The sequence below is a fragment of the Paenibacillus sp. OAE614 genome, from assembly GCF_040546645.1.
Classification (GTDB): Bacteria; Bacillota; Bacilli; order Paenibacillales; family Paenibacillaceae; genus Paenibacillus_AQ; species Paenibacillus_AQ favisporus.
Genome location: NZ_JBEPOD010000001.1, coordinates 4,449,056 through 4,463,171 on the forward strand (window position 1 = coordinate 4,449,056; position 14,116 = coordinate 4,463,171).

Annotated in this window: 11 protein-coding genes; 2 read left to right on the forward strand and 9 right to left on the reverse strand. The window is 53.7% G+C overall.

Annotation, left to right across the window (positions count from 1 at the left end):
* Positions 1–106: 106 nt before the first annotated feature.
* The 7 genes from ABIE48_RS20535 to ABIE48_RS20565 all read right to left on the reverse strand — a co-directional run bounded on the left by ABIE48_RS20535 (position 107) and on the right by ABIE48_RS20565 (position 10,398).
* Positions 107–2,593 carry a copper amine oxidase N-terminal domain-containing protein gene (locus ABIE48_RS20535; RefSeq protein ID WP_192715642.1) on the reverse strand — a complete coding sequence of 829 codons (2,487 nt, stop codon included), beginning with the start codon at positions 2,591–2,593 and terminating at the stop codon, positions 107–109.
* Between the two features lie 286 nt (positions 2,594–2,879).
* A complete protein-coding gene (gene nagZ / locus ABIE48_RS20540) occupies positions 2,880–4,493 on the reverse strand; it encodes a beta-N-acetylhexosaminidase (RefSeq protein WP_192715643.1) in 1,614 nt (537 codons plus the stop codon).
* Positions 4,494–4,538: 45 nt separating this feature from the next.
* Positions 4,539–5,327 carry a response regulator gene (locus ABIE48_RS20545; protein WP_313958204.1) on the reverse strand — a complete coding sequence of 263 codons (789 nt, stop codon included), beginning with the start codon at positions 5,325–5,327 and terminating at the stop codon, positions 4,539–4,541.
* The gene (locus ABIE48_RS20550) at positions 5,302–7,149 is read right to left on the reverse strand and encodes a cache domain-containing sensor histidine kinase (protein WP_192715644.1); all 1,848 of its coding nucleotides are present in this window, start codon (positions 7,147–7,149) and stop codon (positions 5,302–5,304) included. Before ABIE48_RS20550 ends, ABIE48_RS20545 begins: the two co-directional genes overlap by 26 nt.
* 25 nt (positions 7,150–7,174) lie before the next feature.
* Positions 7,175–8,002 (reverse strand): carbohydrate ABC transporter permease, encoded by an 828-nt coding sequence (locus tag ABIE48_RS20555; RefSeq protein ID WP_089548111.1) that lies wholly within the window; start codon positions 8,000–8,002, stop codon positions 7,175–7,177.
* Positions 8,002–8,886, reverse strand: coding sequence for a carbohydrate ABC transporter permease (locus ABIE48_RS20560; RefSeq protein WP_076169984.1), 885 nt, complete (start codon positions 8,884–8,886; stop codon positions 8,002–8,004). The genes ABIE48_RS20555 and ABIE48_RS20560 overlap by 1 nt, the downstream gene beginning before the upstream one ends.
* A gap of 126 nt (positions 8,887–9,012) precedes the next feature.
* Positions 9,013–10,398: an ABC transporter substrate-binding protein gene (locus tag ABIE48_RS20565; protein WP_181909051.1), complete on the reverse strand. Its 1,386-nt coding sequence runs from the start codon at positions 10,396–10,398 to the stop codon at positions 9,013–9,015.
* Between the two features lie 247 nt (positions 10,399–10,645).
* Here ABIE48_RS20565 and ABIE48_RS20570 point away from each other — a divergent pair, with 247 nt between their 5' ends.
* Positions 10,646–11,362 carry a Crp/Fnr family transcriptional regulator gene (locus ABIE48_RS20570; RefSeq protein WP_116229623.1) on the forward strand — a complete coding sequence of 239 codons (717 nt, stop codon included), beginning with the start codon at positions 10,646–10,648 and terminating at the stop codon, positions 11,360–11,362.
* A gap of 435 nt (positions 11,363–11,797) precedes the next feature.
* Positions 11,798–12,682 carry a hypothetical protein gene (locus ABIE48_RS20575; RefSeq protein ID WP_089548113.1) on the forward strand — a complete coding sequence of 295 codons (885 nt, stop codon included), beginning with the start codon at positions 11,798–11,800 and terminating at the stop codon, positions 12,680–12,682.
* 63 nt (positions 12,683–12,745) lie between these two features.
* Here ABIE48_RS20575 and infC read toward each other — a convergent pair whose 3' ends face one another.
* Complete coding sequence (gene infC, locus ABIE48_RS20580; RefSeq protein WP_192715645.1) at positions 12,746–13,228, reverse strand: translation initiation factor IF-3; 483 nt, start codon at positions 13,226–13,228, stop codon at positions 12,746–12,748.
* Between the two features lie 105 nt (positions 13,229–13,333).
* Positions 13,334–14,062 carry a hypothetical protein gene (locus tag ABIE48_RS20585; RefSeq protein WP_354519584.1) on the reverse strand — a complete coding sequence of 243 codons (729 nt, stop codon included), beginning with the start codon at positions 14,060–14,062 and terminating at the stop codon, positions 13,334–13,336.
* Between the last annotated feature and the right edge of the window lie 54 nt (positions 14,063–14,116).

Genomic DNA, 14,116 nt, shown 5'->3' on the forward strand with positions numbered 1-14,116 from the left:
ACCCCCATCTACCGCAGCTGCAGTGGATGGGGGTCTTTTCATTGCCTATAAGAATGAGAAAGAATTATTGCTGTCTTCGGTAATCATAATCCGTTACTGCTTTCGTTTACTGCTTCATCTGCGGCATCGGCATCAGGAGCAGGTTAATCGGCAGGTTGCTGCCCGGCGCCGCCGTGTACCAAATTTCTACGCTTTGCTCATAGTTTCCGGTACGGTACAGAACGCTCGTTTCGTTCGGGGCGTTGACATCCTGGGTGTTGTTCGCTGCCTGCACCTGCTGGCCGTTCACCAGAAAAATGCCGTTGTATACGCCGCCGCGAGGGTTAAGCGTAATCAGCGTATTCGGAGCAACGTGGTTCAGCTTGATTTTGTACAATACACCAAAGTTGCCTGCATTCGAAGCTTCGGTTCCATAGATTCCGTCCAGTCCCTTCAGGTTCGGATCGATGTTATTGTCGCCGAGAACGATACGTGTCTCGGTGCTGCCAAGCACTTCGTCGGTCGACATGTTCACGACGGAATTCGGATACGTGCCCCGGTTGTGTACGTCGCGGTCAAGGGCCGGAAGGAATGGCAGCGACTGCAGCGGATCCTTCGTGGCGTCGAGCATAATGACGCTGTATTTTACCGGATAGTTGCTGAATGCGTCCGCCAGAACGGAAATGCCTTCACCCGGTTTAATTTTAATGTTGTTGATATTCGTCATAATGACCTTGCTCTCGCCAGGGGCAAGGGTGATATCCTGACGGCCCGAACCGCTCGTCATGGAATCAAAGTAGCGCATCACGGATGCTCTGCCGTGGCCCGTCGCATACTGGCTAGGTCCCCCCATGCCGAAGTTCTGGATGTTGATCGTGTTGCTCATATCCAGCATCGTGTTGGTGGCGATGACGTAAACCTGCATGTTTTTATTCGTAGCATTGACATGGTGGAGCATAAACCGGGTGCTTCCGAGCGCCGTTTCCTGATACAGGAGGCCTTCGGAATATACCGTCTCCGGACTGTTGCTGCGGATCAGCGTGGCTGGATCGGAAGTTGTCGTAAAGGTCGCCGTTTTCCAGCTAGGCACCGATCCGCCGTTGAACGTAAATTTGTCTCCTACCGGTGTAAAGAGCTTATTGAACTCGTCTTCGGTGTACAACGTTTCGTTCGTAATGACAACGGTCTTCTGGAACTCGCTTACCGCGCCGTGTTTGTCCGTTACTTTGAGCCGGATCGTCTGCGGTCCAGGCTGGAAGAACGCCTTGCGGTCGTTCAGCCATTCGCGGCTGACGATCGCGTCTTCATCATCCGTACTCTGGTCGGTAATGGTGATCAGTTCACCCATTTTGTATTGTTCTTTGTCGGTTGTAAAACTGGCCACTGGCGGCTCGTTCGGCTTGATCACGTTCACCGTGATGCTGTACGGATCACTCCACTGTCCGCTGGAATCCTGAACATAGTGAGTCACCGTATGCGGTCCGGCTTCTTGGAAAATGTCCTCTTTCCCTTCCCAGCGCTCGTCAACAATTGGCAGTCCGCTTGGAGAGGTCGCTTGGGAAATGTAGTTCACCGTCGTCTCACCTGCAAAAATTTCAGTTGGACCAACGCTGAACGTGGCTACCGGCTTCGTCGACAGGTTCAGAATAACGCGCTTTCCGGGCTGGTCGACCGTGTAAGGAATGCCAAGCGCCTGCGTGATCGACGTGAGCGGGACCATAAACGTATTTTTGTACTGATACGCAGGGCCCTTCATCGGTTTCGCCTCTCCGTTGACGCGGTAGCTGCTGCTGTTCGTTTTGAACCGGAGCTCGTTGTTATCTTTAATAATAATCGTTTCTTTCGTTTTGGCGTCATACGTCAGCTTCAGGCCGACGCGCTCCACCATGGCGCGGATCGCCACGTAAGATACGCCGTTCTTGACGGCCATCGGCTGTCCGGCCAAGTACAGTTTGCCGTCCTGGTACATTTTGTTGCTGTTCATCATGAGGATCAGCTGGCCGGCCTGACCGGTTGTCGTGCTTCCCGTCGCCGTAATTCCCTGCGGATCGGTGGTTGTTGCGGTGCCGCCTGCCGTACCTTCGGACTGTCCTTCGTTTCCTTGCGTGCCGGCATTTTGGCCGTCCGCCGCTTGGCCACCGTCATTCGTGTTCCCGGTGCTCCCATCGGTTTGATCGGAAGTGCTTGTTCCGTCTGTCGTGCCGCCGTTCTGGGCAGCGCCTTGCCCGGTGTTACCTGTGTTTCCGGTCGTTCCTGCGGTTCCCGAGCCTGTGGAGTCTTGGCCGGAAGTTGTCGTAGTGATGCTTGTACCGCTTTCAGTTCCCGTCGTGCCTTTCGTTCCCCCTGCATTTCCGGTTGTACCAGTCGTGCTGGACGTGCCTGCAGTTCCTGTTGTTCCGCCTTTGCTTGCAGCGCCCGAATTGCTGGAATTGCCAGTATTGGTCGTGCTGCTCGTGATGTTATTGGTGACTGCGCTTGCCGCTGCATTGTCTACACCTTGGACCGTTCCCGCATTTTGCTGGACCAGTACCGCGGTTTCCGCGCCGGCCGGCAAGACCAGAGCGGTTTGTGATGCAGCTAACACTGCAATCATGGTCAATTTCTTGAAATTCATCTCCAGACTCCTTCTGCTCCCATTTTTAAATCACGTTCTCTTCTAACGAGCCTCCCGACCCCATACAAAAAAAAGAGGCTGACGCTAGTTCCCCCCGACATCAGATCCATCAAGCTTATTTTTTCTGATATCATTGAAAAGACATAGTATTAGACGCTTCATTCCCCGAAAAGTTGCTCTCGATTTTACAGATCTCCAAAAGAAAAAAGGAAGGATATCCCAAATGGGCATCCAACCTTTGGTAAATCTATACCGCATGCCTTTTTGTTGCGGATGATCACGTTCACTAGGACGCCGTGGTTTGACTGCCAAGGCTAACCGGCAGCGTCCCTCCGGCCTTAGCATGCCCCGGTAGAATGGAAGCCAGCCCTTCCATAAAATAAGGCGTATTTTCGTAGCAGCACAGGTATGCCGGCGAGGCCGGTACCGCTGCCAGATCGTACGGATTGCGCGTGGAGGCCACCACGAGCCGCTGCGGCTGAAGCGCGATCAGCCCTTCGACGAGCCTGCGCTGACCTGAAGGAAGCTCGCTGCCGGCCGTGTATGTGGCGACGACGACCTGACGATATCCTTGGGCGGCGGCCAGCACCTGTTCAACCTCGTGCAGGTCCGGCTCCGCGCTGATTGTCAGCTCATTTACGTCCTGTATGTATTCCGACAGCGCCTGCCCGAGGGTCTTCGCTTCCGTCCATGGCTCATCCACCTGTGTTTCCGAGCGGAGCTCCGGCCACACGACAAGGACCGGCTCGTCTTCCTGAAGCGGCAGCTGGCCTTCGTCTTTGACGAGCGTAATGCTGCCCGCTGCCACTTCCCTAAGCAGCCGTTCCGTTTCCGGCTTTTCGTGCCGTTCAAGGAAGGCTGGCGCGCTTTCTTGGGTACCTGAAGGCTGCAGCCGCTTCTCCTTCAGCTTCAGGACCCGGTTCACGGCAGCGTCAATAACGCTCTCCGGAATTCTTCCACTGCGCACAGCCGCCGTGACCGCTTCAATCGCTTCGATTTGATCCTGAAGGGTATGGCTGACCAGGACGATGTCCGCTCCCGCTTCCACGGCAAGCACCGCGCCTTCGCCCACACCAAAATGTTTGGCAATCGCGTGCATTTCCAGGCAGTCGGTCACGATGACGCCCTCGTAACCGAGCTGCTCGCGGAGCAGGCCGGTGAGCACCGCTTTGGACAGCGTCGCCGGAACCGCCTCCTTCTCGATGGCCGGGAAGACGACATGTGCCGTCATAATGACGTCCACCCCGTCCCGGATCGCCCGGACGAACGGCTTCAGCTCCACCTCGCGCAGCCGCTCCATGCCGTGCTCTACCGATGCCAGCCCCAGATGGCTGTCGACGCTGGTATCGCCATGCCCCGGAAAATGCTTCGCTGCCGCCGATACGCCGTGCTCCTGGTACGCCCGAATGGCGGCCGAGCCGTGCTCAGCCACCTGCTCCGGATCTTCGCCGAACGATCGGACGCCGATGACCGGATTCCGCGGATTGTTGTTCACGTCAAGCACAGGCGCGAAGTTCATGTTGATCCCAAGCGCATGCAGCTCCTGGGCACTTATAGCGGACACCTGGTAGGTAAAATCCGGGTTTCCCGTCGCCCCAAGTGACATGTTTCCCGGAATGCGGCTCACCCTGCGATGGTCGATGCGGGCCACCATGCCGCCTTCCTGGTCGATGGCGATCCATAGCGGCAGGTTCCCCTGCTTCGCAGCCATCTCCTGCAGGGAGGAAGACATCGCGGCCACCTGTTCCGGCTCGCCGATGTTCCGGCGGAAATAGATGACGCCGCCTACATGGTACTCTTCGATCAGACGGCGGATTTGCTCATCCGGCTCCTGCGCGTGGAACCCGCAGATGAACATTTGCCCGATTTTTTGCTCAAGCGTTAGATCCGATACAAACATGACATGCCCACTCCCTATTCATATATTGCTCCGCCGATACATCCGCTACCCCGCCGTTCTTCCCTTCGTCTGGTCACGGAATTCGGACGGTGTCAGCCCGGTATGACGCTGGAACACTTTGGTAAAGTACCTACGCTCCTGGTAGCCGATGCTGCTGCCGATTTGCGTGATGCTTTTGTCGCTGTGGGTAAGCAGATATTTAGCGGTTTCGATCCGTTTCGCTGTCAAATATTCGACAAAGGTGACGCCGAGATGATTTTTGAACAGCAGGCAAAAATAGCTGCAGCTGATGCCCAGGTGTCCCGCCAGCTCCTCGATGCCCAGATCGCTGCCCAGCCGCTCGCCGATATAAAGAATCGCTTCCGACATCAGCTGCTGCGGGGTCTTTCTTGCCCCGCTGTCGCTGCTGTCCTCCTCAATCCGGGCGACGGTCACCTGGAATGGATCGCTGCGCCGTTTCCGGAGAATATCCTCACGGGCGGAGCGAATCGTATTCTCCAGCTCCTTGTAATGGATCGGCTTGCAGATGTACTCCCTGACATTATACTTGATCGCCTGCCGGGCATACTCAAATTCCTGATATCCCGTCAGCAGAATGATTTCGGCGGCGGATCCGCCTTTGCGCAGCTCGCCGATCAGGGTCAGTCCGTCCATCACCGGCATACGAATGTCGCACAGCACGATATCGGGAGTATGGAGACTGCAAATGTCCAGCGCCTCCTGTCCGCTCCGGGCGGTGTACACCTGCATCTGCATGTCGTTCCACGGAATAACGCTTTTCAGATTGTTCAGAATCGGGGCTTCATCATCAACCAGCAGCACGTTCAGAATCATCCAAGTCCCTCCACTCGTTGTCTGGTATGATACATTGGATTATCGTTCCGGTAGTCCCGGACGAACAAATGAACAACCCGTATACATCGCCGTAGTGAATCCGGATGCGGTCGGCAACGCTGCGTACGCCGAGTCCCCTCCGCTCGTGGTTCACCTGCATATCCTTCGCTTCCGGCGGTTCCCCGCTATCGTTCTTCATGTATTCAAAAGCCGCCAGCTGCCGCGGACTGATGCCGATGCCGTTGTCCTGCACCTGCAGAACGAGCCGGCCGCGCTCTTTCCAGCAGGACACATAAATCATGCCCTTATAGCCGATCCCTTCAAATCCGTGCTGGATGCAGTTCTCGACGAGCGGCTGCAGGGTCAGCTTCAGCACGCTGCGGCTCCGCAGCTCCGGCGGAATATCGATCTCATATTCAAACAAATCCTGAAACCTGAATTTCTGGATTTCCAAATAGCTCTGCAAATGCTCGATTTCCTGGCCAAGCGTAATCTCTTCATTGTCCTGGATGCTGATCCGCAAAATGTTGCCAAGCCGGTGCACCATTTCGCTGACCTTCTCCCCTTCGTTCTGAACCGCAAGGACGTTGATCGACTCGAGCGTATTGAACAGAAAATGCGGCTTGATCTGGGCCTGGAGCACCCGCAGCTCCGCCTTCGCCTTCTGCTTCTGCTCCTTCTGGATCTGTTGGAACAGGCCGTTGACCCGTTCAACCAGATCGTTAAAGCCCTTCGCCAAAATATGCAGCTCGTCTTTGCCCCGGTGATGCACCTGGACATTGAAGTCCCCGCCTTCCACTTTACGCATGAAGCGGACGATGACCGCGATCGAGCCGGTAATCCGGTTCATGAAGACCATGTTGAAGGTTACCGCCGCCAAAAGGCAGACGAGCGTAATGCCGATAAACCATTTGGCAAAGACCAGCGTTTCCTGTGACAGGGAGCTCCACGAAGTGACGGAAACCAGACTCCAATTGTATCCTTTCATATGATAAATCGAAACGATGCTTTTTTCCCCGTTAAACGCCGTCTTGAAGCTCTGAAAATCACCGCCGAACTTGACGTCCCTCTTCATCACGGACTGGATTGGCTGGCCGTCCAGCACTTTATTCGGATCATACAGAATAAGTCCTTTATCGTTCACGAGCATAAAATCGGTGGACTGCATATCTCGGTTTAAAGACAGGTTGCGGAAGATCAGCTCAATATCCCAGTTTTTGATTTGGGTCACCAAAATCCCGATATTTTTAAAAAAGCTCAGCTCCTTGATGAGCCGAATTTGTGTAAACACCGGGTCGGATCCGGTGATTTCCGGGTATTCATGCGGTCCGAGCCATTTGGGTACCCCGTTCAGGGCCATAACTTCTTGATATAGCGGATGGGCTTTAAACTCTTCGAATGACAGCGTATTAAAGTCTTCCTTGGTGAAAATAGAGACCGTGCTAGACGGCCCGCTGCCCTGCAGGTTGTACAGATAGGCATAACTGATGGCAGGATGGTTGTACAGCAGGCTCCGGAAGTTGCGCTGGCTGTTGTTCAGGTTCAGCTGCTCGGCATCGTTCAAATCCTGTTTGGTCGGGTCCTTGGCGATGAGCGCCATATGAAACACCGAGGTCGCGATGCCGTTATCCGTCACGTTGTCCATCTGCTTCAGCACGCTGTTGATGCTGTAGCTGATCGCTTTAAGGGAATATTCCGTCTGCCGGCTGTATTTGGTCTCAATCGAATGAGAGGTCACCATAAAGGTGACGACGCCCAGCACGCACAGCGGAACGATGATCAGTGTAACAAATGCCGTAAACAATTTTACCCGCAAATTCATTGGCATTCATCCGTTTCTTCGCATGTTATCCCTTAACACTGCCTGCTGTAACGCCTTCAATGATTTTCTCCTGAAGGATCGCGTAAATCACGATGACCGGTACGACGCTGTAGACGATGCCGGCTGACATCTGCGCGTAATTCATCTGGTATTGATCCCGGAACTGCACCATCCCGACCGGGAGGGTCCGCAGCGAATCATTGGAGAGGAAGTAGTTGGCTAGCAAAAATTCGTTCCAGTTGCCGAGGAAGTTCACGATAAACACCGTAACCATGGCCGGAACCGTCAGGGGTACGACAATTCTAGCAAATATACCCTGGGCTTTCAACCCGTCCATGACGGCTGCTTCCTCGATTTCGCCGGGCAGGGACCGCATGAACGCCGCCAGAATGATGACTGAGAACGGGAGCGCATTGGCGATGTAAGGAATGATGAGCGCCAGATGCGTATCCAGGATCCCAAGCTTGCGCACGAGCAGATAAATCGGGAGCATAAGCGCGTTGTTTGGGATGAGCATGCCGACCAGGATCAGGCCGGACAGCAGCGCGCTGATTTTGAAATGCCGCATGCGGGTTATCGCAAACGCAAACATCGCGGCGATCAGGATCGATACGACGGCCGACAGAATCGAGATATACAGACTGTTGAAAAAATAGGTGCTGATCTTGGCGTTGACCCATGCCTCTACGTAATTACCTAGCGCAAACTGCTTTGGTATGCCGAACGGGTTCAGGGCGATCGCATTGTTATCCTTTTTGACCGAAGAGAAAAGCACGAACAGGAACGGGAAAAGAATAACCAATAAGTAGGCCATCAGGACGATGTGGGGCAGCAGTTTTTTGAGCCTGGTCATCAGTATTCAATCCTTTCGCTGCGCCTTGCAATCAACAGTTGGTACAGGGCGGTCAATATTAATGTAAAGACGAAGATGAGAACAGAAATGCTGTTGCCGTACCCGTATTTGAAGTTGGTAATGGCATATTTGATCATGTAGGTGGCCATCACGTCGGTCGAACCCGCCGGTCCGCCCTTCGTCATGACGATGACGATGTCCGCGGCTTTCATCGCACCGGCGATGGAGAGCATAATGACGACGGAGATGATCGGCTTAATGAGCGGCAGCGTAATGGAGAACGCCCGCTGTACAGCCGTTGCACCGTCGATGGCGGCGGCTTCGTCTAACTCGCGGGGAATGGAAATAATGGCGGCGAGCACCATGACGATATAAAAGCCGGTCCACTGCCAGGCATTGGTAATCAGGATGGACAGCATCGCGTATTTTTCGTCAGACAGCCAATACAGCGGTTCGATGCCGAACACTTTCAAAATATTGTTCAGCAGCCCGATGTTCGGCTCATAAATAAATCCCCAGAGGATGCCGATCACGGCCGTAGACATGATCGAAGGCAAAAATACCGCCGTCTTGTACAGCCCCTTCAGTTTTTTGACATGGGCGATCAGGAGCGAAAAAAAGACGATCAGCGGCACTTGGATTCCGCAGGAAAACAAAATGAAATAGCCGTTGTTTCGGACCGCGGTCCAAAACCGTTTCTCCGTCAGCGCCTTTACGAAGTTGTCGAAGCCGATGAATTTCGGATCGCTGGATACGCCGTTCCAACTGGTCAGGCTGTAACGGATCGAGCTTACAATCGGATACAGAAAAAACATGGCAAACAAAATCAAGCAGGGAAGAATAAACAGGACGTAGAGCGCAGGATTCTTCAATGCTTTGTTCATGGAGTTCCTCCCAACGCGGGCGCTTGGTCGTCCGCCCGAAAAAATGTCATGCTCCCTCAGACTTGAGGGGGTTGAGTAAAAAACAGGTGCCCCGGTTTGACCCGAGGCACACCGCATCAGCTGCCGTTATTCTTCCAGTGAATTCGCTTCCTCTTGTGCCTTCTGGAGCGCTTCGCCCATCTTCTCAGGCGTCGTCTGGTTGCCGATCAGCTTTTGAATCTGAATGTTGCTGATTTCCGTCGTCACGTCAGCCTGTACGAGCGAGTCGAATGCCGGGAAGGAGGATTGGGCCGAGTTCAGCACGTCGACGATTTGCTTCATCAGATCGTCGGTAATGCTCGACTCCAGCACAGATGCGTCCAGCTTCATGGCCGGCAGGACCCCGTCTTCCACCAAGCCGCGGATCTGCATTTCCTCATTGAACATGTTCTTGATAAAGGCTTTCACCGCTTCCAGCTTGCGCGGATCCTTGGCGACCGCGGACGAGAAGCCGTAGCCGTTGTTGACGTCGCGCATCAGCGCCGTCTGATCGCCTACGCCGCCGTCCACCGGCGGAAGGTTGAAGAAGCCGACTTTTCCGATCATGCCTTCGCCGGATTCCCCTTGCTTGAACACCGAAGACTTCCAGGTTCCGTCATACATCAAAATGGCTTCCCCGCTCGTAAATTGGGTCGTGTACTCAGCATATTCAAAGCCCAGCTCGCCCTTTTTGAAATAGCCCTTGTCGACCCATTCCTTATGCTTCGCAAACGCCTTGACCATGTTCGGATCGTTCCATTTGGCTTCGCCGGTAGCAAATTTGTTCGTAATGTCCGGTCCCGCGTAGCGCGACCACAGATGGTTGGTCAGCATCAGCGGCACCCAGCCTGCCTTGGAAGCTGCCGCCATAGGCACCTTGCCGTCGGCCTTGATCGCGGCTAGCTGCTCTTCCAGCTCGGCGAACGTTTTAGGCGGCGCCCAGCCCTTTTTATCGTAATACTCCTTGTTGTAGAAGAAGCCTTCGCCGGATCCGCCGATCGGCAGTCCGTAGACCTTACCTTCGTAAGTGAACGGCTCGAGCGAGCTGAACTTATCCTTGATCCCCAGCTCCTCAATGATCGGCGTCAAATCAAGCAGTTTGCCCTCTTTGGCGTACACTTTGGAATCGGGGCTGCCGAACAGGTCGAAAATATCCGGCGGATTGCCTGCCGCCATTTCGCCGCGCAGCTTCTCTTTCCGGTTGACGTCGGATTCCACGCCATCCAGCTTGAACGTTAACCCTTCGATTTCGCCCTCCGTCTTTTTCACGACGTCCTGCAAAATGGCAAAACGCTTCTCTTTGTCCTGGCCAACCTGCGTATGTCTCAGTGTCAGCTCGAACGGTTCGGCCTTTTGCGCTTCCTCCGTCTTCGGCTCCGTTCCCGATGAACCCCCGCCCGTCTCTCCGGCCGATTTGTTATCGCTTCCACAACCGGATAACGCGAGCGACGCCGCAAAGCATAACGAGATCAGCAGCATCAAACTTCTTTTCATCTTCATCTGGTTAGCCCCCCTTAGCAATCTGGTTTACATGCTTAATTATAAGAAGCGGCCTCCAGATCCGTAAGGAGAAATATTCCGCTAATGCAGGGGGAAAATCTTCTACATCAAGTGAAAATAATCACATTGTTAGAAATTTGACACTTTTCGCCCGCCCGGCGCGCACTCAGCCGCTCGTATTCCCGCTATAATATGAATAAAGGCAATCACATTACAGCAAGCCAAAAAGGGGAAATGAACGATGAGCACACTGCCTGCACTCGAGGACACGGTCCGGAATACATGCTGCTTCTCGGACGCCAACTTCACACGGATGCTTTCCATGATGACGGAAATAAAGATGCCTGCGGGTTCCCACCTGTTCTGGGAAGGGGATGCTGCCGACAGATTTTACTATATCTACAGCGGATGCGTTAAATTAAGCAAATCCTCGGTCGAAGGGAAAGAGCTTATCGTCTATATGTATACAAGCGGCGATATCGTCGGCCAGGCCGACCCGATCGGCAGCCGTACGCACAGCTATACCGCCGAGGTGCTTGAGGACAGCGTCGTCGGCGTGATCGACCAGCAGGATATGGAATTCCTCATTTGCCAGGACGGCGCTTTTGCGATGGACTTTATGAAATGGATGGGCAACCATCACCGCCTCACGCAGACCAAGTTCCGGGATCTCATGATGTACGGCAAGCCCGGCGCGCTCTGTTCGACACTGATCCGGCTCGGCAATACGTACGGAGAACATACCGGAGGACGTATCATCATCCATAAAAAGCTTACCAACACGGATCTGTCGAACCTGATCGGAGCTACACGCGAAAGCGTCAACCGGATGCTGGGCGACCTCCGCAGATGCGGTGCGGTGGACATTGTGGACGGCCTGATTGTCATTAACGACATTTCTCATCTGCAGGGCATCTGTCACTGTGAGCATTGCCCGAAGGAAATATGCCGGATTTAAGAGAACTCATCACTTCCCTCTGCGTGCAGCGCAGGGGGTTTTTCATGTGCTAAAAGGGCTGTATCGCTTCGATTCCTTTCTACCACCCTCTAATTTTTCTCTTTTCACCCTTCCAAATACCTATATTCATTAAAGCGCTTTCTTCATATACTATTAAATGATTCTTAAGACCTATATATAATGCGGAATAAAGAACCGATCAATTGGATAGCACCTATTTCCAAGGACTCACCCACTACGCAGATCTACCTATTATGTCGTGGGCCTGCTATCAGACTACAGATCCTTGTAAGGAGGACTGAGATCCGCCAATACCAGGAACATCATATGCCTTACCCGCTGTCAGATCTGGTCATAAGGAATCGTGTTTGTCGTGAAAGAGGGTCCATCGAATCAGGTAGTACCGCATATCACATAAAGGAGTGTACGATTGTCATGTCAAGTAAATATTCATTGCGTTCAGGATGGATTGCCGCCTTCGTTGTATTATGGTTTGCCGCGGGTCTCTTCCCGGGAAATGAGGCTAAAGCGGAAGGTTACACCAAAGCCACCTGGCTGTGGAACACGGTGCTGATCAAGACGGAAGCCAAGGAGATGCTGAAATTTTCGGCCGATCACGGCGTCCGTACGATTTATCTCCAGACCAACAGCGATATTCCTGCTTCCTACTATAAGAGCTTCATTAAGCAGGCCGGAGCTTTGGATATCCGGGTCGATGCGCTCAGCGGCGCCCCGTCCTGGGGACTTACGTCGGAACGTTACAAAATCACAAGCTTCCTCGATTGGGTGAAGGCGTACCAGAACGGCGCTGCAGAGGACGAGAAGTTCCAGGGCGTTCATGTCGACATCGAACCCCACGTGCTGCCTCAATGGAAGTCGGACCAGACCTCGGTCATCCGCCAATGGCAGGAGAACGTCCAGTATTTAACCGATAATGTGCGTGAAATGAATCTTCCAGTTGCCGCCGATATTCCGTTTTGGCTCTGCAACTATACGACAGCGGACGGAACAAGCACGCTGAGCCGCTTCATGATCAGCCAATATGACGCCGTTGCGATCATGTCCTATCGGGATACCGCCGATGGCATCTACAGCACCGCCAAGCGCGAACTGGAAGAGGCGAACTATCTCGGCAAACCGGCCTTTGCTTCTGTCGAAACGAAGCCGAGCAGCGAAGGCGAATTTATTACCTTCTATGAGGAAGGAAAAGCTTATATGGACTCCCAGCTAGGCAAGCTGCAGCAATTGGCGCAGGTCAATACCTCATTCGCTGGGGTGTCCGTTCACGACCTCGACGGCTGGAGATCGCTTAATGATTAACCCGAACCGCAGAAAAGCCCCTGAGTGCCTGAATTAACGGCGCCCGGGGGCTTTGTCTTTTATTTATGCGACCGGATCGATCTGTACGGCAGCCTGCTTGCCGCTCACCTGGATGCCTGTTTTGGCGCGGCCCCACTCCTTTAATTCCCGAACCAGGTCCTCCAGCAGGACCTTGGCGGCGGCGCCCTCCTTGCCCTGCACCCGGACCACCAGCATGACTGCATTTCCCGCTTGTAATATTCGCGCGGCCTGCTGCTTCTTCGTGTCCAGATCGTGCTCCTCGATGTTCGGGGTCAGCCGGATCTCCTTCACCTTTACTACCCGGTCGGAAGATTTGGCTTTGGCTGCCTGTGCTTCCTTCTTGGCGTCGGCGGCAGCCACCAGCCGGCAAGGCGGCGGACTGCTCATCAGCGACGTGCAGACGAGGTCTACTTTCAGTTTGCGGGCCATGGCCAACGCTTCCCTGGTCGGGACGATTCCGATATCCTCGCCGTTCAAGCCGGTTAATTCCACCTCTGAAGCCTTGATCTTCTCATTCAACCACATAGGGGTACCCTTCCTTTTACACACGACATGTATCATTTAAACTAGACGTTCATTTCACATTCGCTGGCAGCCCAATTCGGGCTTGTCCATTTGCTTGTTTTGCTATTATACGCTTGCCCGTTCCAGCCTGATTTCCACTTCATCCTGCGGCGTCAGCTTCATTTCCAAACCGCTGTCCACCAGTTCCTTCCCGTTCACCTTGACGACCCACTTCTCCACCGATTTGGGACTGTACCCCTGGACGGTGTCTACGTACATTTTATTGTCCGTCAGCTTCACGAAACCGCTGTGCGCCATAACGTCCCTGACGCTTTGATTATTAGTGTACGGAAATACATAAGAATGCGTCATATCAGGCTTCATGGACCCGCCGTCCAGCTTCAGCACGGTAAATTCGGGAGCCTTTGCATCTTTCCCGTCCTTTTTGGGGTCAGCGTACTGAATGTTGATGGAAATTTCATCATGGTCCTGCAGGACGGTGTCGAGATTGTCTTTGCCCAGCTTCTTGCCATTGATTTCAAATGCCCACTCAAATAAAGGATCCAGGGACACCTGGCTGATCGTCAGGACGCTGCCGTTGTCGCTGAAACCGACAATGCCGCTTCTCTCCAGCCCTTCCCGGACCGTCACGCCCTGCTGCAAATATTGCTGTAAATTTTGGATGACCGCCGGTGAGAAGAAGCCGTCTTTTTCCGAGAGAGAGACCTCCCCATTGACGTCATTCGAATAAACGTTGGCCGATGCCTCCTCCTGGTCGGCTTGTTTGCAGCCTGTCAGCAGCAGTGTTGCTATGATCAACATGATGAATGCAGCGTGTAAAACCGGCTTCCTCATCGAATAACCACCTTTGTTTCCGCGATCTCGCAGGACTCTTCCAAAACGCAAATA

Coding starts and splice junctions, on each gene's coding strand:
- ABIE48_RS20535 (WP_192715642.1), bottom strand. CDS start 2,593: ATGAATTTCAAGAAATTGACCATGATTGCAGTGTTAGCTGCATCACAA.
- nagZ (WP_192715643.1), bottom strand. CDS start 4,493: ATGTTTGTATCGGATCTAACGCTTGAGCAAAAAATCGGGCAAATGTTC.
- ABIE48_RS20545 (WP_313958204.1), bottom strand. CDS start 5,327: ATGATTCTGAACGTGCTGCTGGTTGATGATGAAGCCCCGATTCTGAAC.
- ABIE48_RS20550 (WP_192715644.1), bottom strand. CDS start 7,149: ATGAATTTGCGGGTAAAATTGTTTACGGCATTTGTTACACTGATCATC.
- ABIE48_RS20555 (WP_089548111.1), bottom strand. CDS start 8,002: ATGACCAGGCTCAAAAAACTGCTGCCCCACATCGTCCTGATGGCCTAC.
- ABIE48_RS20560 (WP_076169984.1), bottom strand. CDS start 8,886: ATGAACAAAGCATTGAAGAATCCTGCGCTCTACGTCCTGTTTATTCTT.
- ABIE48_RS20565 (WP_181909051.1), bottom strand. CDS start 10,398: ATGAAAAGAAGTTTGATGCTGCTGATCTCGTTATGCTTTGCGGCGTCG.
- ABIE48_RS20570 (WP_116229623.1), top strand. CDS start 10,646: ATGAGCACACTGCCTGCACTCGAGGACACGGTCCGGAATACATGCTGC.
- ABIE48_RS20575 (WP_089548113.1), top strand. CDS start 11,798: ATGTCAAGTAAATATTCATTGCGTTCAGGATGGATTGCCGCCTTCGTT.
- infC (WP_192715645.1), bottom strand. CDS start 13,228: ATGTGGTTGAATGAGAAGATCAAGGCTTCAGAGGTGGAATTAACCGGC.
- ABIE48_RS20585 (WP_354519584.1), bottom strand. CDS start 14,062: ATGAGGAAGCCGGTTTTACACGCTGCATTCATCATGTTGATCATAGCA.